Here is a 22,060-nt window from a genome sequence, read left to right on the forward strand (position 1 = left end):
AAATTCTACCTTCTATCATCCAGTTAAATTTACTTTTAACTTTTCTAATTTTCTTTTTATTGAATTATCAATAACAAGATCACCAATAATTAAAATTACACCACCTAAAATTGATTTATCTATTAATAACTCTAATTTAATCTCAGAATTTAATTTTTTATTGAGAACATTAATCAACTTTTTTTTATACGAAATTGATAATTTTAAAAAAGTCACTACATGAACTATAGTTATATTTTTTGTTTCATAATATGTGAAACTAAAATCTCGATAAATTTCAAATAAAAATAAAAAATGTCCATTACCAATTAAAACATCCAAGAATTTTTCTAATATATTTTTATCCTTAAAATCATTAAACATATCTAACATTAAAAGATTTTTTTGTTGATTAACAGTTAAATTATACTTTTTAACTAAACTAACTACCTCCGTATTCAACACAATTTTTGCAAAAAACTTTAAAATATTTAACCAACCAACCACAGTTCTATTTTTTATAGAATAAGCAAAAATCGTTTCTACATAAATTTTTCTCAAATTTTTATTAAAAATAATCATTTTTAAATTTTTTTAATTAAAGAATTTAATAAATCTTCATGATCCTTTTTATTGATTTCTCTAGATATAATTTTTTCTACAGCTAAAATAACAAAAGAACCAAAATTTTTTCTTAATTCATTTTTAACATTGGTAACTTCCTTATCTAGATATTCTTTTGCACTTTTTATGTATTGATTTGCTTCATTTTTAGCATCTTTTTTTGCCTTTTCAATTAAATAAAAAGCTTTTTCATTAGCTTTATTAATAATAATATTAGACATCTCTTTTGCTTTTTCTAATTCTAAAATCATTTGATCTTTCATAAAACTCCATTCTTTTTTATTATTTTCAGCCTCAGAAAAATCTTTAATTATTTTATTTTTTCTTTCCTCAATAATCTTCTCTAATGGAGGCCAAATAAACTTCATCATAAACCAAACAAATAAAATAAAAACAAAGATCTGAATAAAAAAAGTTAAATTAATATCCAATTTCATCCCTCTTTTTTGTATTTAATATAAATAAATTTTTCTACAAAACACTAAAATTATTACCTTAATCTTATTAAAATAAATAATAAACTATTTACATACACTATATATGTGTTTTATCCATTAGAGTAAATTCCAGTTAAAACACTTAAAAATGGATTGGCAAAAATAAAATAAAGAGCTAATCCAACACCGATCATAGCTACAGCATCAATAAGTCCAGCTACAATAAACATCTTTACTTGAAGAACTGGAATCATTTCTGGCTGCCTAGAAGATCCCTCAAGAAATTTACCTCCTAATATTCCAAAACCAATAGCAGTACCTAAAGCAGCAAAACCTATTAAAACAGAAACAGCAATAATAGTCATACTTTGAATTTGAGCTACAAAATGTAATGTTTGCATAAAAAATTATCCTCCAACATATTTAATATCATTAAAATATAATATCATATTTTCACTACATAAATTTAACAAATTATTCTTTTATTATTTTTCATATGCAATCGATAAATATACTATGGTTAAAACCATAAAAATAAACGCTTGCAAAATCGCTATAAATACATGAAAAATAGACCATAAAAACATTAATATACATTGAAAAATAACTATAACTAATTTAGAATTTAATAAAGTCATACTTTTTCCTACAGTCAATGTAGAAAACAAAATAAAAATAAGTTCACCAGCATATAAATTTCCAAATAAACGTAAAGATAAAGAAACAGGTTTTCCAATTAAATCTAAAAAACTTAATATTACATTAAATGGAATAAAAAAAATATTATGAAAAGGATGTAAACATATTTCTTTTAAAAAACCAAAAAAATTTTTTCTTTTAATTTTAAAAAAAATAAATAACATAAAAACTGAAAATGATAAAGAAAATGTCATATTCAAATCATTCGTTGGAACTATTTTTATATAATTAATTCCTATAAAGTGTAAAAAAAATGAAAAAAAATCTAAAGGAATAATATCCATTAAATTCATTAATAAAATCCATGTAAATATCGTTAAAGACAAAGCCCCAATAAAAGAATGTTTTTTACTTCCACCAAAACAATCCTTTATTTGAGTATTAACCAATTCTAAAATAATTTCAGATAAACTTTGAAACACTCCAGGAACAAATAAATCTAATTTACGTGTTACAGAATAAAAAAATACTAATATAACTAATCCTAAAAAAACTGAAAAAAATATAGTATCCAAATTAATAATCCAAAAATTTTTATAACCAAAATTTACAAAATTTAAATTAAATACTAAATGATTCAAATGATGTTTGATATATTTTGTATTTAAATCCATCTAACTCCCCTAATCTAGAATTTATTTCCTAAAATTAAAATAAATATTATTAACTAATACTTCTATAAAAGTACTACATATTTATATATATACACTATTAAAATATAAAAACAATCCAATAACCCATAAGATTAATAATATATATAAAAAAAAAACTAAAAAATTAATCTTTATTAAATAAAAAATTAAAATAAATATAACAACACTAAATAAAATTTTTAATATTTCTCCAAAATAAAATTTTCTTAAAGTAAACTTATTAAAATTATTTAAAAAATAAAATACAAATAATAAAAAAGGAAAAATCGTACTTAACCCACTTAATAAAACAGTTACCATTTCATTTATTGTAAAAATATACCTAAACACAACAGAAAATATTATTGTATTAATAATTTGAAATATAATAATACACCAAATTAAATAATAAATTTTTAATCGATCCATATTAATACAATATATATCAATATTTAAAAAAATTAAACGTTATAAAAATATAAATTAAAATTTCTATTTTTAATAGAAAAATATAATAATATTATCAAACTAAATTTAATTTATTAAAACTAAATATTTCACATAAAATATAATAAATATTTAAAAAATATAAAAATTACATAAAAAATACAATTAATTAAACTATAAATAATATAACAAATTTTAAATTTAAAATTTATTTTTTTCCAAATTTAATTTTAATAACAACTTTATCTATATAAACAATAAATAAAATATGAATATTTTTTTCACAAAACTTATTAAATTTTTTATTATTTTCAATAAAAATAAAAAAAATTAAATTTTTACTATTCAATAATAAAATATAATATTAAATATTAAATTTTAAAATTAATTAAAAAATAACAAATACTAATGCTTAATAAAATTGGAAAATTATATATAGTTGCAACACCAATAGGAAATCGTGATGATATCAGTCTACGAGCTATAAAAATTCTTAAAAAAGTTAATTACATTTTATCAGAAAATACTAAATATTCTTATTATTTCCTTAAATCACTGAATATAATAAAACCATTAATTTCATTTCATATTTTTAACGAAAATAAAATTAGCAATCATATTATAAATAAATTAAAAAATGGAAAATCATTTGCATTAATCAGTAATGCTGGAACACCATTAATTAATGATCCAGGATTTCCTTTAGTGAAAAAAGCACGAAAAGAAAACATTCCTGTTATACCCATTCCTGGAGCATGCGCTCTAATTGCAGCAATATGCTCCTCCGGAATACCATGCAACACATTCTTTTTTACTGGATTTTTATCTTCCAACACTAATAATAGAAAAAAACAACTTAAATATATAAAATATAAAAAAGAAACAACTATTATATATGAAACCAAACATAAAATTATAAAATCAATAAACAATATAAATGAAATATATGGAATACAATATAAATATGTTATTTTTAAAGAAATAACTAAATCCTTTGAAACTTTCATATTTGACACTGGAGACAAAATAAAATCTTGGATTTTATCAAATCACTCCAATAAAAAAGGAGAATTTATAATCATTTTGCCAAAAATATATTATAAAAAATAACCACATAAAATTATACAAAAATATGTTACTACTAAATAGTATATATTTAAAAAATGCAAGTTAAACATAAATTATTTTAAAAATATAAACTTTATTTTCCTATACAAAAATTAGAAAAAATTTCTTCTAATAAATCATCTGAGGTAAATTCTCCAGTAATTTCTCCTAAATATTTATGAGCCAACTTTAAATCTTCAGCTAATAACTCATCTAATTGACAAGAAATTATTTTCTTCTTACTAAACAACAAAAAGCTATATGCCTTATCCAAAGCATTTTTATGTCTTTTTTTAATTAAAATTTTTTCGTCTATTAACTGAATATTTTTAAAAAATAACTCTTTTATAAAATCTCGAATAAGATCTATGCCTATTTTTTTTTTAGCAGAAATATAAATAATATTTGAACATCTTTTCGGAGAGATATTTAAAATATCAATTTTATTAAATACAATAAGAATTGGTATTTTTTTTAATAAAAATCTATTAAGCATCTTATTTGATTTGATCTTCTGTAAAGATTCCATAGAATCAATAACAAAAAAAATGCAATCAGCGTAAAAAGCCTCTCTTTTTGCTAATTTAATTCCTTCTCTTTCAATAATTCCTGATTCTCTTCTTATACCAGCAGTATCTACTAAATGTAAAAGAAAATTATCTAAAAAAATATCTACTTTAATAAGATCTCTAGTAGTACCAGGTATATCAGTTACCATAGAAATTTGTTTATTAGACAATGTATTAATCAAAGTAGATTTTCCAACATTGGTATTTCCTAATATAACAATTTTTAATCCTTCAATATACTTTTTTTCTTGTATAGTGTTTTTTTTAATTTCTTTAAACAAAAATAAAATATTATTTATTTTATTTAATATTTTTTTTTGATTTAAATTAAAAACCTCTTCAGAAAAATCAATAAATGCTTCAATAGAAACACGAAGATTAACAATTTTCTTATTAAGAAATTTAATCATTTTACCAAAATTACCATATAATAAACGCATAGACATATTTAAACTTATTCTAGATGTAGATTGAATAATATCAGAAATTGCTTCTGCTTGAGTTAAATCGATTTTTCCATTAATAAATGCTCTTTTTGAAAATTCTCCAGGTAAAGCTAATCTAGCACCATAATAAATACACTCTTCTAATAAAATATCTAATATAATTGGAGAACCATGTAAATGGAACTCAATTATATCCTCTCCTGTAAAAGATTTTGGAGCTTTAAAATAAATAACCAATCCTTTATCTAAAATTTTTTTATCCCTGTTAGTAAATAAAGAAAAATAACACTTTCTTGGAATTAGTGACTCATTATTACTAATTTTTAATGCAATAGAATATGAAGCATCACCTGACAAACGAATAATACCTACTGCACCTTTTCCTATTGGGGTAATGATAGAAACTATAGTATCTAAAATCATTTAAAAATAAAACTAATATTTATTAAAATTTAAAATTTAAAATAACTATAAAAATAGTTCTATCCATATTTTTTAAAAAAAATCCATTGTTGAATAATAGAAATTATATTATTAACACTCCAATATAACAATAAACCTGATGGAAAATTCCAAAATAAAACAGTAAACAAAATAGGAAAAAAAATAATCATAATATTTTGCATAAAATCATCTTCAGAAGATGAACTTAACTTTTGTTGAAATAACATTGTTAAACCCATAATTATGGACAATATGTGGTAAGGATCTGTAACACTTAAATCTTTTATCCAAAAAATAAAATTAGCTTGCCTAAATTCTATACTTTCTAATAAAACCCAATAAAGAGCGATAAAAACTGGAACTTGTATTAAAATAGGCAAACAACTACTAAAAGGATTTATTTTTTCTTGACGGTATAAATCTATAGTTAATTTATTTATTTTATTTTTATCATCACCATAATAATCACGTAAAGATTTAAGTTTTGGTTGTAGTTTCTTCATAGAAGACATAGATCTATAACTTGTTTTAGATAAACGATAAAACAATATTTTTATTAAAATTGTTGTTAAAACAATAGACCATCCCCAATTACCTATAATTGTATTTATTAATTTCATTAAATTAAATAATAAAGAAGATAAAAACCAAAACCAACCATAATCAATTGTTAAATTTAACGCAGGAGAAACGTTCTTTAGTACACTTGCTATTTTAGGTCCTATATATAATTTTAAAAAAATTATTTTATTTCTTTTAGGATAAACAAATAAATTTTTCGTAATGATCCCAATAACGTGAATATTGCTATTGTTAATTACCTTAGTATAAATAAAACTATTATTATTCTCATTTGTTAAATTATTAGATAACGATTTGTTATGAAATATCCAAGCATTCAAAAAATAATGTTGCTGCATAGCGATCCATCCATTAGAAAAATTTTCTATCAAATTATTTTTTTCCATATTTTTAAAACTAATTTTTTTATAAAAATGATGTCCAATATTAGAATAAGAAGCTCCAATATAAGACCCTACATGAAAAAAATTTGAATGTTCTTCTTCAGGTAAAATATTCAATAACTGAGAATTAACATATAATTTTAAAGGATGTATACCAATATTTTTAATTAAATATTTTACAGAAATCAAATAACTATTCTTAATAAAAGAAAAAACTTTTTTTACTTCTAAAAAATTATCTATTTTTGAATACAACACAACATCAAACATATTATTTTTATTATCTTCTAAATTATAATCAATTTTATCTGAACTAAAATTTAGTTTTAACATTTCTAATTTTTTATTACGTAATAAATACAAAAAATTATTTGCAGCAAAAAAATTATTTTTTCTATAATCTAAAATTTTTACTGAATCTCTACTACCCACTTGTATAGGATATTTTATTAATTCTGCTAACATTATATTGCCATCTTTTAAACTAACATATAAATTTAATACACTAGTTTTAATATGTATTAAAGAATATTTTTTTAAAAAATTCAAATAAATAGAGCTATATCTATTTGAATATTTTAAATTTTTTAAAAAAAACATTTTTTTTTCTTGAACGAAAAAAGAAGAACCTTCGTTTTTCTGATCTGTACTAATAAAAGTACTTTTATTATTATATGATGAACTTGTAAAAAACAAATGATCTTTTTCCCATGTCATCCATAACAAATATACAACTAAAAAAAAAGCTATGTATAATAAAATTCGCAGATTAACCATAAAGTGAATTCCTATCTATTTTCACCAATAAATACAAATAAAAAATAATTAATAATTCAATTTTTCCTACTATTCAATATAAAAATTTTTACTATACTATAATCAAATATTATTTTTCAATAAAAAAATCCTTTTTTTCTTCTATTACTTTTCAAACATTAATTTTTTGAACTTTTTTCCAAACATCATTTAATGTATAAATAATACATTGGTTACTTAATCCAACTATTTTTGAATTCACTAAAACCACTATATCCAAATTATTGATAAAGGTAGTCAATCTAAAGGTTTCTTTTATAAGCCTTCTAATTTTATTTCTATTATGAGATTTTTTTATTATTTTTTTAGATATAATTATTCCAAGTCTGGCATTCTCTAATAAATTTTTCCAAAAAAATAAAACAAAACAAAAGATTACTATCTTTCTTGAATTTCTAAAAGCAAATTTAAAATCCTTAGTTTTAAATATTCTTCTATTTTTACTAAAAGAATGCATAATAATATTTCTTTATGAAATTAAAAAACTAATTTATAGTAATTCACTATCAAACCGATAATCTTTTTCGTCTCTTCATTCTTCGTCTATTTAATACCAAACGACCATTTTTTGTAGACATTCTACATCTAAATCCATGACACCTTTTTCTTTTTAAATTACTAGGTTGAAAAGTTCTTTTCATAAATATTTTTCCAAAAAAAATACAAAAATAAATAAAAATCAAAACATTGAAATAATGTATGTAATTTTTACTAATTAGTCAATAAAATTCAACATAAATTTTTTTAAAAGTAATTAAATACATACAAGTTATACACTACTTATCCACAATAACTATATGTTATTCACAATAATAAACAAAAAATATTATATATGTGTATTATAAAATAATACACATATATAAAAATACATTTTTAAACATAGTTATGCACATAATATAAAAAATATTATCACTTTCAAAATTTAAAAAAAATAATATTACCTATATAAAAAAAAATAAAGATTTTCTTACTTACTTATATTAAAGAATATAATTCTAATCTTTATTAAATAATTACTTAAAAATATTAAGTTTTTTATTATATAAAGAATTAATATTCTTTTTTTTTTATAATATATATATATATATTATTATTTATATATTTACTTTAAAGAATAAGATATTGACAATTTTTAAAAATACTAAGATAATTGATTTTAAATAAAAATAATAAAAATCAAAAATAAACAATAAAAATAGAAAAAATTTGAAATTAAATATTCGATTTTATCGAAACATATTTAATTTTTATTAAAAAATAAAAAAAGTAATTTTATCCATACCAAGATATTAAAAAAAAAGAAAAAGAAAATATAAGGATGTTCTATGTTATTAAAAATACTTTTAAAAAGTAACATACCGTAAATTTTTATAGAATTTTACTTCTAGTAAGGTTACTGTTTAAGCTTATTATTACTAAATAGTAAAATCTTTTTTATAAGTTAAAATATTTTACGAATATAAAAAATTTGTTAAATAAAATTTAGAATTTATCAAATAACATCTCATAAATACCAAGAAACATTAAGAGAAATAAAATTTAATATTTATAACAAAAGTTTTTATTGAAAACTATTCATATATTTTAAAAAGAATGTTAGATAATAAAAATCAAAAAAATTTACTAATAATATGGAAAAAATGTTTACTTTCTTTAAAAAAAAATTATCCAAAGCAATTTAATACATGGATCAAACCAATACAAATCGAAGATAAAAAAAAATATATTAACTTGTTAGTACCTAATCAATTTGTAAAAAATGAAATTAAAGAAAATTTTTTTTCAGAAATAAAAAAAACAATAAAACATTTAAGTAATAACAGCATCAATGTTATTCGTCTAAAAATAGGAACTAAAAAAATTAATGAATCTATAAAAAAAATAAATTTTTTTAAATATAAAAAGAAAATATTTAACTCTTTTAGTTATCTTAATAATTTTAATAAAAAATTTACCTTTGCCAATTTTATTGAAGGAAATTCTAATCTTTTAGCAAAATCAATAGCCATGAAAGTTTCTTTGTTACCAGGAAAAAAATACAATCCTTTACTAATTTATGGAAAAACAGGATTAGGTAAAACACATCTAATTCATTCTATAGGTAATAAAATATTAAAAAATAATCCTCAATATAGAATATTATATTTGCATTCAGAAAATTTTGTATTTAACATGATTAGATCAATCAAAGAAAAAACTATTATTGAATTTAAAAATTTTTATAGATCTTTAAATGGATTATTCCTAGAAGACATTCAATTTTTTGCAAATAAAAAATATTCTCAGAATGAATTTTTTCATACTTTTAATACCTTATTAGAACAACAACAACAAGTAGTTTTAACTTCTAATCTTTCTCCTAAAATAATTACTGGACTAACAGAACAATTAAAATCAAAATTAAATTATGGATTAACAGTAAAAATTGAACCTCCAAATTTTAATACACGCATTTTAATATTAATTGAAAAAGCAAAACAATTGAATATAAATTTACCTAAAAAAGTAATTTACTTTATAGCGAATCATATTAATTCTAATGTATTAGAATTAGAAGAAGCACTAAAAAACATTGCTGAAAATTCTATTTTTACTAAAAAAAAAATAGACATAAAATTGACTAAAAATAGTTTAAAAAATCTTATTTTTATGAAAAAAAAATCTATTGATATTGATACTATTAAAAAAGTAGTAATGAAATACTACAACATACAAACAAAAGAATTTTTATCTAAAAAACGATACACTCATTTAGTAAAATCTAGACAAATGGCAATGTTACTAATCAGAAAATTAACAGATTTAAGTTTTTATAATATTAGTACAATTTTTAATAAAAAAGATCATACAACAGCATTATATGCTTATAAAAAAATGAGAAACTTAATACAACTAAATGATAATTTCTCAAAAGATTATAAAAAAATACTTGAAATAATACTTTCAAAATACAATCATTAATTTAATGAAGAAAAAAAATATAATTTTTTATATAAAAATATCTAAAAAAATTTTCTTAAATGCTTTATCAATAATTTTAGGAGTTATAGATAAAAAAAATAGTGTATTGTCAATACTAGACAATATTTTAGTTGATTCTAGAGAAAATAAAATAATTTTATCTGCTACAAATCTAGAAATTAAAATTACAACATACATTACATGTAATGAAAACATATTAAACCAAATTAAAATTCCTGGAATAATTACTATTCCAGGAAAAAAATTGTTTCATATATTAAAATTATTAAATTTAAATGATACTCCATCAATTATTGCAATTAAAGATTTTGTATTAATAAAAACTAATAATAGCAAATTTTTGCTTAATACTTTACCTTATAAAGATTATCCAATTAGTAACTTTAAAAATCCAACTATTAAAATAATTATGAGGTCATATGATATTGTTGATTTATTTCAATTTACTTATTTTGTCATACCACAAAATGATTCAAGAATATATTTAAATGGGTTATTATTAGATTTTACAAAAGGACAAATAACATCTGTTTCTACAGATGGTTATAGAATGGCTATAAAAAAAATTTTTCATGAAAAAATTAATTTCAATTCTAAATTTTTATTACCTAAAAAAGGGGTTCAAGAAATACTTAAATTATTGTTAAATACAAAAAATACAGATCTTGTTATTTGTGGAAATGAAAACTATTTACGATTTTATACAAAGTTATATAATATCGAATTAAAATTGATAAAAGCAAAATTTCCTTCATACCAAAAAATTATTCCTACATATCAAGATAAAATTGTTCTTATAGATCGAGATAAGTTTAAACAAGCATTAAAAAGAGTTTCAATATTGACTAATGAAAAATCAAAAGCCATTATATTACATATAAAACCTTCTATATTAATTATAAAAAGTACTAATAAAGAAAAAGAAAATGCTATAGAATTATTAAATGCAAATATAAAAGGAAAAGAAATTAAGATAGGTGTAAATGTAGATTATTTATTAGATATTTTAAATATACTACCAAAAGGATTGATTAAATTATCGATGCAATCTTCAGATAGTAGTATTTTAATACAAATAAGTAATAATGATAATTATAAGTATATAGTAATGCCTATGAAAATATAAAAATACTAATCCCTATACTTTTATTACATCCTGTTATATGTAATAATAATTTTTAATTAATTTTTTATACAAAATCTAAAACAAAAATTTTAAAAAAAGATTAAATTTAATTTTAAAAACAATGAATTATAATTCTAAAAATATTAAAATATTAAAAGGACTTGATGCTGTAAAAAAAAGACCAGGAATGTATATAGGTGATACAAATGATGGATCAGGACTACACCATATGGTATTTGAAATTGTGGATAATTCTATAGATGAAGTCTTAGCAGGATTTTCAAAAAAAATTTATGTAACAATACATAATAATGAATCTATTACTGTGGAAGATGATGGAAGAGGAATACCAGTAGATATACACGAAGAGGAAGGAAAATCAGCTGCAGAAATTATTATGACAACACTGCATGCTGGTGGAAAATTTGATGATAATTCATATAAGATTTCTGGTGGTTTACATGGAGTAGGTATATCTGTCGTGAATGCACTTTCTGAGAAATTACGATTATTTATTTATCGTAATGGAAATGTTTATGAACAATCTTATAAAAATGGTATTCCAAATGATCCTATAAAAATCACTGGAATATCTTCTAAAACTGGAACAAAAATTTGGTTTAAACCTAGCAAAAATATTTTTTCAAATATTAATTTTCGTTATGAAATTTTATCTAAAAGATTAAAAGAATTATCTTTTTTAAATTCAGAAGTATGTATTCAATTGACTGATGAAAGAATACATAAAAGTGATTGTTTTTCTTATAAAGGAGGTATATCTGAATTTATTAAATATTTAAATTTTAACAAAAAACCTATTATACCTAATATCTTACATATTTATAAAAAAAGATCTAGTATTCAAATGGAATTAGCTATGCAATGGAATGAGTCTTTTCAAGAAAATATACTTTGTTTTACTAATAATATCCCACAAAAAGATGGTGGAACCCATTTAATGGGATTTAAATCTGGATTAACTAGAACGTTGAATTCTTATATTGAAAAAGAAGGATATATTAAAAAAATAAAAGTATCTTTGATTGGTAATGATATAAGAGAAGGATTATCGGCAGTTTTATCTATAAAAATACCAAATCCAAAATTTTCTTCTCAAACTAAAGATAAATTAATATCTTCTGAAGTAAAATCTATAATAGAATCTATAGTTTCTGAAGAAGTTTATAATTTTTTATTAGAAAATCCTTCTTTATCTAAAATAATTATTAATAAAATTATTGAAGCTGCTAAATCTAGAGAAGCAGCTAAAAAAGCAAGAGAAATTACACGTAAAAAAAGTATGTTAATGGATATCATTGGTCTACCAGGGAAACTTTCTGATTGTCAAGAAAAAGACCCTGAAAAGTGTGAATTGTATATAGTAGAAGGAGATTCAGCTGGAGGTTCTGCTAAACAAGCAAGAGATAGAAAATTTCAGGCTGTATTACCTTTAAAAGGTAAAATTCTTAACATAGAAAAAGCTCATTTTGATAAAATGATATCTTCACAAGAAATAATAACATTAATAACAGCCATTGGTTGTAATATAGGAAAAAATGAATTTCATCTAAATAAAATTCGTTACAATAGAATTATCATTATGACAGACGCTGATGTAGATGGAGCACATATAAGAACTTTATTATTGACATTTTTTTATCGATATATTCCTGATTTAATAAGAAAAGGATTTATATATATAGCACAACCACCATTATTTAAAGTAAAAAAAGGAAAAAAAGAAAAATATATAAAAGATGAAGAATCTCTTTTAAAGTATTTTATTGAAAATTCGTTAAAAGACGTTAAAATTTATTTATCTGACAATAATAAAAAAGTTTCTATTTTAGATTTTAAGAATTTGTTATTAAGATATCAATCTATAAAAAAAATTATTATTCATCATGCTAATGAATATGATTTGGATGTTTTAAATGCACTTTTTTATTTACCATTTTTAAAAGAAGAAAATTTTAATTCTCGAGAATTAATCAATATTTGGTGTAAAAAACTGTGTAGTAATTTACAAAATTTGAATTTGAATAAAAATATTTATTACGATATATCTTTGATATATAAGAAAGAACTATTTTCTTATCTTCCTTCTATAACTATCACTAAGTATGGATTAAGTAAATCTTTTATTTTTGATAAAAGCTTTTTTTTATCTAAGGATTATATTAAGATAATGGAGTTAGGAAAAGAAATTAAGAAATATGTAAAAAATGGATCTAAAATAATAAAAAATAATAAAATACTGAAAATAATATCTATTGATCAAGTATTGCATTGGTTAATAACTGAAGAGAAATATGGTCAAATTATACAAAGATATAAAGGTTTAGGGGAAATGAATCCAGAACAATTATGGGATACTACAATGAATCCTAATATAAGAAGAATGTTAAAAGTAACAATAAAAGATGTGTTTATGGCTGATAAGATATTTTCAACATTAATGGGAGATCAAGTAGAGCCAAGGAAACAATTTATTTTTGATAATGCTTTAGAAGTAAAAAATATTGATATTTGATATTTTTTTAACATTTTTCAATCAAAAAACGGTAATTTTATAATTATAAATAAGTCTGCGGCGAGTAATATTATGAATTCCGACAGGTCTGGAAAGAAGCATCGGTAATAATTAATTCGGGTGTATGAACAAAATATATTTTATAAAATTACCGAAGAATATAAAAATAATTATATTGTATACGATTATATTACAAATAATATTTTTTATGTATGAATTATATTACATTAGCACTGAAATGGAGGCCTCGTAGTTTTTCGGAATTAAAAGGTCAAGAATCTACAGTACGTATTTTATGTAATTCTATATTACATAATAGAGTACATCATTCTTATATTTTCAGTGGTGAAAGAGGAATTGGAAAAACAAGTATAGCTAGAATTTTTTCAAAATCTTTAAATTGTGAAAAAGGAATTACAATTAATCCATGTCAAGAATGTGATATTTGTAAAAATATCGATAATGGATGTTTTATAGATCTTATTGAGATAGACGGTGCTTCTAAAACGAAAATTGAAGATATAAAAGATATTTTAGAGGATGTTTATTGTTTACCTTGTCAAGGTAGATTTAGAATTTATTTGATTGATGAAGTACATATGTTATCTCAACATAGTTTTAATGCCTTATTAAAAATATTGGAGGAACCACCATCTCATGTAAAATTTTTATTAGCTACTACAAATTTGCAAAAAATACCGTGTACAATTTTATCTAGATGTTTGCATTTTGAACTTCAGCTTTTTTCTGTAGAATCAATCAAAGAACATTTAAAATTTATAATGAAAAAAGAAAATTTTTCTTACGAAGAAAAAGCATTATGGTTTTTAGCTAAATTATCTAAAGGAAGTATGAGAGATGCTTTAAATTTATTAGATAAAAGTATTAATATTAGCAGTACTAATTATTTAAATTTAAATAATATTAAATATTTTGTTAAAATTGATGAAAAAAATTATGCATTAAAAATTTTAGAATGTTTAGCTAATAATGAAGTTAAATCTTTAATTTTAATTGTGAACGATGCTATTAGAAATAATAGTTGTTACTCTTCTATTTTAGAAAAAATATTAATTTATTTGCATAAAATAACAATTTTACAATTTTTTCCAAAATGGGAATGTATTCAGAATTACCATTTATCTTTTAATAAATCAATACAATTGATAGCTAATAAAATTCCATCGCAATACATTCAATTATTGTATCGTATTTGTTTGAAACATTATAAGGACATAGATTTTGCACCTATTCCTAGTATGGGGTTTGAAATGATTATATTTCGTATGTTAAATATTCAACAAAAATTTATTAAAGAAAATTAATTTTTTAATGATTTTTTTTAGAATGATTAAATTTTATGTTTTTTAAAAAAAAATATTAATAATTTAAAGTATTTTCTTTGAAGAAGATATTTTATTTAATTTTAATTGAAAATAATTTGGTTTCAAGTATCATTGTGAATTATTAAAAATTATTTAATAATTAAGATTTTTAAAAAGATCTGGGAGTTTTAGATGAATATCAATCAAAGTTTTAGTAAACTGCTAGAAGAAGCAAGAAAAATTCAGGAAAAAATGCAAGAAACTCAACAGCAATTATCTGATATCGTAGTTGAAGGAAAGTCAGGAGGAGATTTAGTAGTAATAAAAATGGATGGAAACCATGAAGTAAGAAATGGATGGGTAAAAATTGATTCTACTTTAATTGATAATATCAATATGTTAGAGGATTTAATAGCCGCAGCAATAAATGATGCTAAAAGAAAAATAGAAAAAATATCTAAAGAAAAAATGAATAAATTAAGTACAGGATTTGAAATTCCTATAGATTTGATGAAAAATTCATAATTATAGAATAATTTACTTTAATTAAGGTATTGATTAAGATATACTATGTTAGAGAGAGTGTAGCTATATTTTTAATACAATAATAATTTTGAAATTAATTTTAAATTTTTTTAAAAAAACTATTTTAGTCTAATGTTAGGTAATAATATACATTCAATATTATATCAAAATTACTTTAAAAAAAATAAAAGTATATCTTTTGTAAATTTTATGAGAATAATTTTATATTCTCCATTAATAGGATATTACAATAATTCAAATTTTAAAAAAATTGGAATTAAAGGGGATTTTGTTACTTCTCCGGAATTAACTTCTTTATATGGATCTATTATTGCAATTCAAAGTAATCAAATATTATGTCAATTGACCGAACCGATTATTTTAGAATGCGGTGCTGGTAGCGGGAAATTATGCGTAGATATTTTACTTTATTTAGAAAAATATGGTTTATTACCAAAATTTTATTATATATTGGAAATTAGTGAAACATTGCGTAATAATCAGTTTTTTTTAATAAAAAAAAAATTCCTCATTTGTTTAATCGTATTAAATGGTTTAAAACATGGCCAAGAAAAAAAATTAATGGGATAATAATTGCCAATGAATTATTAGATGCTTTTCCAGTACATAGATTTTATAAAACTAAAAATAGAATTTTAGAAAGTTATATTAAATATGATTCAAATTATCAATTAAAAGAAGTGTTTAAATCTTGTAAGAATTATGCTTTAATTCAATATTTAAATAAATTTTTTCCTAAAAATTTATATAATTATTGTTCAGAAGTTAATTTATTAATTGATTTATGGATAAAAAAATGTTATAAGATCCTTTATCAAGGAGTAGTATTAATTATTGATTATGGATTTCCTTCACATGAATATTACCATCCTGATCGAAATATGGGAACAATAATGTGTCATTATCGTCATATATCTCATACTAATCCTTTAATTCATATAGGAAAACAAGATATAACTTCTCATGTTAATTTTACTCAAGTTGCTGAATCTGCAAAATTAGTAGGCTTTAAAATATCAGGATATACAAATCAATCTTCTTTTTTAATTTCTAATGGATTTTTAGATTTATTAAAAAAAAATATAAATAATAATTTTTTTATTACACAAATTGCTAAAAAATTATTACAACCTCATGAAATGGGAGAATTATTTAAAGTTTTAGCTTTAAATAAAAATTTAGATATTCCTTTAATTGGATTTAAAATAAAGAATAAAAAAGATAGTTTATTTTTATCTTAAAATTTATTTTTTAAATATATTTTTAATTGTTTATAAAACATAATACCAAAAAAAAATATTTTTATATAGCTATAGGAGCTGTTATTTTTAAATGAGATTTATAATTTATAAATTCAAAGTCAGAATATTTATAAGCAAAAATAGATTTAGGTTTTCTTTTTATTCTTAAAATAGGCAAAGGAAATGGTTTTCGTGATATTTGTAAATTTACTTGATTTATATGATTAATATAAATATGACAATCTCCTCCTGTCCAGATAAGCTTTTTTACGTTTAGATTACATTGTTGAGCAATCATGTGAGTTAAAAGTGAATATGAAGCTATATTAAATGGTACTCCTAAAAAAGCATCAGCGGAACGTTGATAAATTTGACAAGAAATAGTACTATTATAAATAAAGAATTGGAATAAAACATGACATGGAGCTATAGACATTTTATCTATATCTTCTACATTCCATGAATTAACTAATAATCTTCTAGAATTTGGATTTTGTTTAATTTCCTTTATTATATTTTTTATTTGATCTATACTATCTCCTTTCGTTGTTTTCCATGATCTCCATTGATAACCATATATAGGTCCTAAATTTCCTTTGGAATCAGCCCATTTATTCCATATATTTACTCCATTTTTTTTTAAATATTGAATATTAGTTTCTCCTCGTAAAAACCACAAAAGTTCATAAATAAAGCTACGTATATGAATTTTTTTTGTAGTAATTAATGGAAATCCATTTGTTAATTCAAAATGCATTTGATAACCAAATATAGAAATAGTTGGTATATTGGTTCTATTATTTTTTTTTATTCCATGTTTTAAAATTTTTTTTAAAAATTTTATATAAATTTTCATATATTTACTTTTTATATTTTTAATTATTAGATTATATTTTTGAATATTGAATAATTACTTCTTAACTAAAGTAATAAGTTAATTTTAAAAATTATAAATTATTTGAGTAAAAAATTATATTACAATATGTAGTTTTAAATTTGAATAGTTTTATTTAATAAATGTAATTAGAAAATAATGTTTTTATATTATTTTATGTAAGTAAAATTCATGTTTTTTAATTTTTATTAATCATAAAGTTTAATTTTTTTTAATTAATATTGAACTAAATATTAATTAAAAATATAAATTAATAATTTATTATTAATAATTTTTTTAATATTTTTAAATGTTAATATCCTACAGTTAAAGACTTTTTTATTTTTTATATATAAATAGTAATATTTTAAAAAAAAAATAAAATTTTTTTTATTTTTATTGTAAAATAATATTTATTGGTTTTTTTATAAAAAATTAATACAAAAAATTTTTTTTATTAGTACTTCTGTTTTAAAGAAAAAATATTAAAAGATAATAAAAATTTTATCTTTATTTTCAAATTTTTATGAGAAAACGTACTCTTATTATAAATACAGGAGGTACAATCAGCAGTATTAAAACAAGTAATGGATATACACCAATAACAGGTTATGTAAAATCAGTTTTAGAAAAAATTCCTTGTTTAAAAAGTAATAGTATGCCTGATTATGTAATTAAAGAATATGATCCTTTATTAGATTCTTCTAATATTTCTATTGAATCTTGGAATAAAATTGGTACTGATATTAAAAATGAATATCAATACTATGATGGATTTGTTATTTTACATGGCACAGATACTATGTCATATACTGCTTCAATCTTGTCTTTTATGTTAGAAAATTTAGGAAAACCAGTAATAATTACTGGATCACAAATTCCTTTGTTGGAATTTAAAAGTGATGCAATAAATAATATTATTACTTCTATTTTTTTTAGTTCTATTCAATTTATTTATGAAGTTTGTATTTATTTTAATCGTTATTTATTAAGGGGAAATAGAACTAAAAAAATAAGTACTTATTGTTTTAATGCTTTTAAATCTCCTAATTTTTCTTGTTTGGCATTTGTTGGAATGTCTGTAAGATTTTATAAAGAATTATTACTTCCTCAGCCAAAAAAAAAATTTAAATTACAAAAATTAAATTCTAAATTAATTGTTAGTTTTCGTTTGTTTCCTGGAATATCTATTGATATTTTGGGAAAATTATTGCAATATCCATTGCAAGGATTAATCTTAGAAACTTATGGATCAGGAAATGCTCAAAATAATAATTTTCAATTTTTAAAAATTTTAAAGAAAGCTTGTAAAAGTGGTATATTAATTGTTAATTGTAGTCAATGTGTTCAAGGATGTGTTAATATGAATCAATATCTAACTGGATATTGGTTAAAAAAATTAGGATTAATTAATGGATGGGATTTAACATTAGAAGCAGCTTATTGTAAATTACTTTATTTATTAAATAAAAATTTATCAGTTAAGATTATAAAAAAAATGATGGTTAGTAATTTATGTGGAGAACTTAGTGTTCCTTGTTAAATATAATTTAATAGTTTTTTAATTTATGTTTAGTAAACTTAAGAGAATTTATTTTAAAAGTGATGATTAATTAAAATTATGTTGAATAATAAATAATATGATAGTTTTTGATTTATTGTTTTTTTTTAATACATAAAATATGATTAATAATTTAGAAAATTCTAAGATGATTGAAAAAAGTAGGCCTGTAAATTTATATTTAAATTTTATTGATTTTAATGTAATGATGATTGCTTCTGTTTTGCATAGAATTTCTGGATTTTTTTTGTTTTTATTTTGTCCGTTTATATTTTATTGTTTTCATTTATTGGCTAAAGATAAAGTTTTTTTTCTTTATGTTACGCAAATATTATTTTTTTATACATATTTTAAAATGTTAATTTGTATCTTTAGTATATTTTTTATTCATCACTTATTATTTGGAATACGTCATTTGTTAATGGATTTTATTTTTCCTAATACTATTAAAGTTGGAAGAATAACGATTTATTTTATGATTGTTATTGAATGTTTATTATTATGTGCTGTTGGAGTTTTGATATGGTAAAAGAAAAATATATGGGTAGTTTAACTAGTAGTGGAATAAAAGATTGGATTATACAACGTGTTACTTCAATATATTTACTTTTTTATTTCTTATGGTTTTTAATATATTGGTTTTTTTGTCATAAATTAACTTATGATAATTGGGTTAAATTATTTGATTCCAATATGTTTAAAGTATCTAGTATACTTACATTATTTTTTTTAAATTTTCATGCTTGGATTGGTTTATGGACAATAATAACTGATTATATAAAAAAAACATATTATCGTTTACTACTATATATAGTAGTGTATATTTATTTAACAATTCAATTTATATATGGGGTTATGATTATTTTTAGGTAATTTAAAAATGTTATTTAATGTTTATAAGAAATTTGATGTTATAATTATTGGAGCAGGTGGAGCTGGGATGCGTACTGCGTTACAATTATCTAAGTCTAAGATTAAAGTTGCTTTGTTTTCAAAAGTTTTTCCTACTCGTTCTCATACTGTTTCAGCTCAAGGAGGAATTACTGCTGCTTTAGGAAATATAGATAATGATAGTTGGAAATGGCATATGTACGATACTGTTAAAGGTTCAGATTATATTGGAGATCAAAATTGTATTGAATATTTATGTAGAAATGCGTCAAATGCTGTATATGAATTAGAACATATGGGTTTACCGTTTTCAAGAACAAAAAATGGAAAGATTTATCAGCGTCCGTTTGGTGGGCAAACTAAAAATTTTGGACGTGAACAGGCTACTCGCACTTGTGCAGCAGAAGATAGAACTGGACATGCTTTATTACATGTTTTATATCAACAGAATTTAAAAGAAAAAACTTGTATTTTTAGTGAATGGTATGTTATTGATTTAGTAAAAGATATGTCAAATTGTGTAGTTGGGATAACTGCTATTTGTATTGAAACAGGAGAAATTTGTTTTATACAGTCTCGTGTTTGCGTAATTGCAACTGGAGGTGCTGGTCATATTTATCAATCTACTACAAATGCTTATATTAATACTGGTGATGGGTTAGGAATGGTTTTACGCGCAGGTTTTCCATTGCAAGATATGGAAATGTGGCAGTTTCATCCTACTGGAATTTTAGGTTCAGGTGTTTTAATTACTGAGGGATGTAGAGGTGAAGGTGGATATTTAATTAATAGATATGGAGAGCGTTTTATGGAAAATTATGCTCCCATGGTTAAAGATTTAGCATCTAGAGATGTTGTATCTAGAGCTATAGCAAAAGAAATAAATTGTGGAAGAGGATTTATAGATCATAGTAATAATGAAGGTGTTGGCTATGTAAAATTAAAAATAGATCATTTAGGATTTGATTTGATTCGTTCTAGATTGCCTGGTATTCGTGAATTGTCTATAAAGTTTGCTTCAGTAGATCCAGTTTATAATGCAATACCAGTGGTTCCAACATGCCATTATAGTATGGGAGGTATACCTACCAATATTTATGGACAGGTTTTAACTCAAAAGGATAATATAGATAATATCGTAGAGGGACTTTATGCTGTTGGAGAATGTGCATGCGTTTCTGTTCATGGTGCAAATAGATTGGGAGGAAATTCTTTATTAGATTTAATAGTTTTTGGGAAAGCTGTTGGATTACATATAGAAAGTATGTGGAAACTAAAAACAATTCCTAGTCTTGATAAATTTATTAGTAATGATGATATTACTAATTCTTTATCTCGTTATTTAAAATGGGAAAATAAAAAAGATAAAGATGGAGAAAATCCTTATTTAATATATAAGGAAATGAAAAGAATTATGCAAGATAATTTTGGAGTTTTTAGGACAGGGAAATTAATGCAATTGGGTATAGATAAATTGAAATTTTTAAAAGAACGTTTAAATCATGCTATTTTGCTTGATAAGAGTAAAGTTTTTAATACTGAAAGAATTTTTGTATTAGAATTAGATAATTTGATGGAAGTTGCATTTGCTACTGCAAAATCGGCATTAATTAGGACAGAAAGTAGGGGAGCTCATTTTCGAGAAGATTTTCCCAAACGAGATGATGTTAATTGGATGAAACATACTTTGTTTTTTAAGAAAAATGAAACTGTTTCTTTTCGATCTGTTAATGTTGATACAAAATTTATTAAGTCTTTCAGTCCAAAAGAACGTGTTTATTAGTTAATATTTTAATTAAATAAAAAAAGGAAAAAA

General features: G+C 21.2%; 19 protein-coding genes and 1 pseudogene. 11 read left to right on the forward strand and 9 right to left on the reverse strand.

Going from position 1 to position 22,060, the window contains the following annotated elements; translation table 11 throughout:
* Positions 1-15: 15 nt before the first annotated feature.
* From atpH to atpB, 4 genes are all read right to left on the reverse strand, one after another.
* A complete protein-coding gene (gene atpH, locus CCU22_RS01595) occupies positions 16-561 on the reverse strand; it encodes an ATP synthase F1 subunit delta (protein WP_100114843.1) in 546 nt (181 codons plus the stop codon).
* Between the two features lie 2 nt (positions 562-563).
* Entirely contained in the window at positions 564-974 is a 411-nt protein-coding gene (atpF, locus tag CCU22_RS01600; RefSeq protein ID WP_233485099.1) for a F0F1 ATP synthase subunit B, read from the reverse strand.
* 176 nt (positions 975-1,150) lie between these two features.
* On the reverse strand, positions 1,151-1,441 hold the full coding sequence (gene atpE / locus CCU22_RS01605) for a F0F1 ATP synthase subunit C (protein WP_100114846.1): 291 nt from the start codon (positions 1,439-1,441) through the stop codon (positions 1,151-1,153).
* 84 nt (positions 1,442-1,525) lie between these two features.
* Positions 1,526-2,353, reverse strand: coding sequence for a F0F1 ATP synthase subunit A (gene atpB, locus CCU22_RS01610; protein ID WP_100114847.1), 828 nt, complete (start codon positions 2,351-2,353; stop codon positions 1,526-1,528).
* 873 nt (positions 2,354-3,226) lie between these two features.
* Between atpB and rsmI the strand changes: the two genes are divergently transcribed.
* Positions 3,227-3,928 (forward strand): 16S rRNA (cytidine(1402)-2'-O)-methyltransferase, encoded by a 702-nt coding sequence (gene rsmI / locus CCU22_RS01620; RefSeq protein ID WP_100114849.1) that lies wholly within the window; start codon positions 3,227-3,229, stop codon positions 3,926-3,928.
* A 91-nt stretch (positions 3,929-4,019) separates the two neighbouring features.
* On the opposite strand, the gene mnmE is transcribed toward rsmI, so the two are convergent.
* The 4 genes from mnmE to rpmH all read right to left on the reverse strand — a co-directional run bounded on the left by mnmE (position 4,020) and on the right by rpmH (position 7,806).
* On the reverse strand, positions 4,020-5,363 hold the full coding sequence (gene mnmE, locus CCU22_RS01625; protein ID WP_100114850.1) for a tRNA uridine-5-carboxymethylaminomethyl(34) synthesis GTPase MnmE: 1,344 nt from the start codon (positions 5,361-5,363) through the stop codon (positions 4,020-4,022).
* Between the two features lie 59 nt (positions 5,364-5,422).
* The gene (yidC, locus tag CCU22_RS01630) at positions 5,423-7,126 is read right to left on the reverse strand and encodes a membrane protein insertase YidC (protein ID WP_100114851.1); all 1,704 of its coding nucleotides are present in this window, start codon (positions 7,124-7,126) and stop codon (positions 5,423-5,425) included.
* 151 nt (positions 7,127-7,277) lie between these two features.
* Positions 7,278-7,622: a ribonuclease P protein component gene (gene rnpA / locus CCU22_RS01635; RefSeq protein WP_100114852.1), complete on the reverse strand. Its 345-nt coding sequence runs from the start codon at positions 7,620-7,622 to the stop codon at positions 7,278-7,280.
* 49 nt (positions 7,623-7,671) lie between these two features.
* Positions 7,672-7,806 carry a 50S ribosomal protein L34 gene (gene rpmH, locus CCU22_RS01640; protein ID WP_100115038.1) on the reverse strand — a complete coding sequence of 45 codons (135 nt, stop codon included), beginning with the start codon at positions 7,804-7,806 and terminating at the stop codon, positions 7,672-7,674.
* A gap of 952 nt (positions 7,807-8,758) precedes the next feature.
* On the opposite strand from rpmH, the gene dnaA reads away from it, so the two are divergent.
* From dnaA to CCU22_RS01675, 6 genes and pseudogenes are all read left to right on the forward strand, one after another.
* The gene (dnaA, locus tag CCU22_RS01645; RefSeq protein ID WP_100114853.1) at positions 8,759-10,126 is read left to right on the forward strand and encodes a chromosomal replication initiator protein DnaA; all 1,368 of its coding nucleotides are present in this window, start codon (positions 8,759-8,761) and stop codon (positions 10,124-10,126) included.
* A 4-nt stretch (positions 10,127-10,130) separates the two neighbouring features.
* On the forward strand, positions 10,131-11,273 hold the full coding sequence (dnaN, locus tag CCU22_RS01650; RefSeq protein ID WP_100114854.1) for a DNA polymerase III subunit beta: 1,143 nt from the start codon (positions 10,131-10,133) through the stop codon (positions 11,271-11,273).
* A 121-nt stretch (positions 11,274-11,394) separates the two neighbouring features.
* Positions 11,395-13,806 carry a DNA topoisomerase (ATP-hydrolyzing) subunit B gene (gene gyrB, locus CCU22_RS01655; RefSeq protein WP_100114855.1) on the forward strand — a complete coding sequence of 804 codons (2,412 nt, stop codon included), beginning with the start codon at positions 11,395-11,397 and terminating at the stop codon, positions 13,804-13,806.
* A 212-nt stretch (positions 13,807-14,018) separates the two neighbouring features.
* Positions 14,019-15,131: a DNA polymerase III subunit gamma/tau gene (gene dnaX / locus CCU22_RS01665; RefSeq protein ID WP_100114856.1), complete on the forward strand. Its 1,113-nt coding sequence runs from the start codon at positions 14,019-14,021 to the stop codon at positions 15,129-15,131.
* Positions 15,132-15,323: 192 nt separating this feature from the next.
* Positions 15,324-15,656, forward strand: a complete 333-nt coding sequence (locus CCU22_RS01670; protein WP_100114857.1) for a YbaB/EbfC family nucleoid-associated protein — start codon at positions 15,324-15,326, stop codon at positions 15,654-15,656.
* Between the two features lie 210 nt (positions 15,657-15,866).
* Positions 15,867-16,918: pseudogene (locus CCU22_RS01675) on the forward strand (class I SAM-dependent methyltransferase).
* 61 nt (positions 16,919-16,979) lie between these two features.
* Here the strand turns inward: CCU22_RS01675 and thyA are convergent.
* Positions 16,980-17,774 (reverse strand): thymidylate synthase, encoded by a 795-nt coding sequence (gene thyA / locus CCU22_RS01680; RefSeq protein ID WP_100114858.1) that lies wholly within the window; start codon positions 17,772-17,774, stop codon positions 16,980-16,982.
* A 544-nt stretch (positions 17,775-18,318) separates the two neighbouring features.
* Between thyA and ansA the strand changes: the two genes are divergently transcribed.
* The 4 genes from ansA (at position 18,319) to sdhA (ending at position 22,027) form a co-directional block, all read left to right on the forward strand.
* A complete protein-coding gene (gene ansA, locus CCU22_RS01685) occupies positions 18,319-19,335 on the forward strand; it encodes an asparaginase (RefSeq protein ID WP_100114859.1) in 1,017 nt (338 codons plus the stop codon).
* A 139-nt stretch (positions 19,336-19,474) separates the two neighbouring features.
* Positions 19,475-19,882 carry a succinate dehydrogenase, cytochrome b556 subunit gene (gene sdhC / locus CCU22_RS01690; protein ID WP_100114860.1) on the forward strand — a complete coding sequence of 136 codons (408 nt, stop codon included), beginning with the start codon at positions 19,475-19,477 and terminating at the stop codon, positions 19,880-19,882.
* The gene (gene sdhD / locus CCU22_RS01695) at positions 19,876-20,226 is read left to right on the forward strand and encodes a succinate dehydrogenase, hydrophobic membrane anchor protein (RefSeq protein ID WP_158521318.1); all 351 of its coding nucleotides are present in this window, start codon (positions 19,876-19,878) and stop codon (positions 20,224-20,226) included. The genes sdhC and sdhD overlap by 7 nt, the downstream gene beginning before the upstream one ends.
* Positions 20,227-20,233: 7 nt before the next feature.
* A complete protein-coding gene (sdhA, locus tag CCU22_RS01700; protein WP_100114862.1) occupies positions 20,234-22,027 on the forward strand; it encodes a succinate dehydrogenase flavoprotein subunit in 1,794 nt (597 codons plus the stop codon).
* Positions 22,028-22,060 lie beyond the last annotated feature (33 nt).

Origin of the sequence: Candidatus Legionella polyplacis (assembly GCF_002776555.1) — a bacterium.
Classification (GTDB): domain Bacteria; phylum Pseudomonadota; class Gammaproteobacteria; order Legionellales; family Legionellaceae; genus Legionella_E; species Legionella_E polyplacis.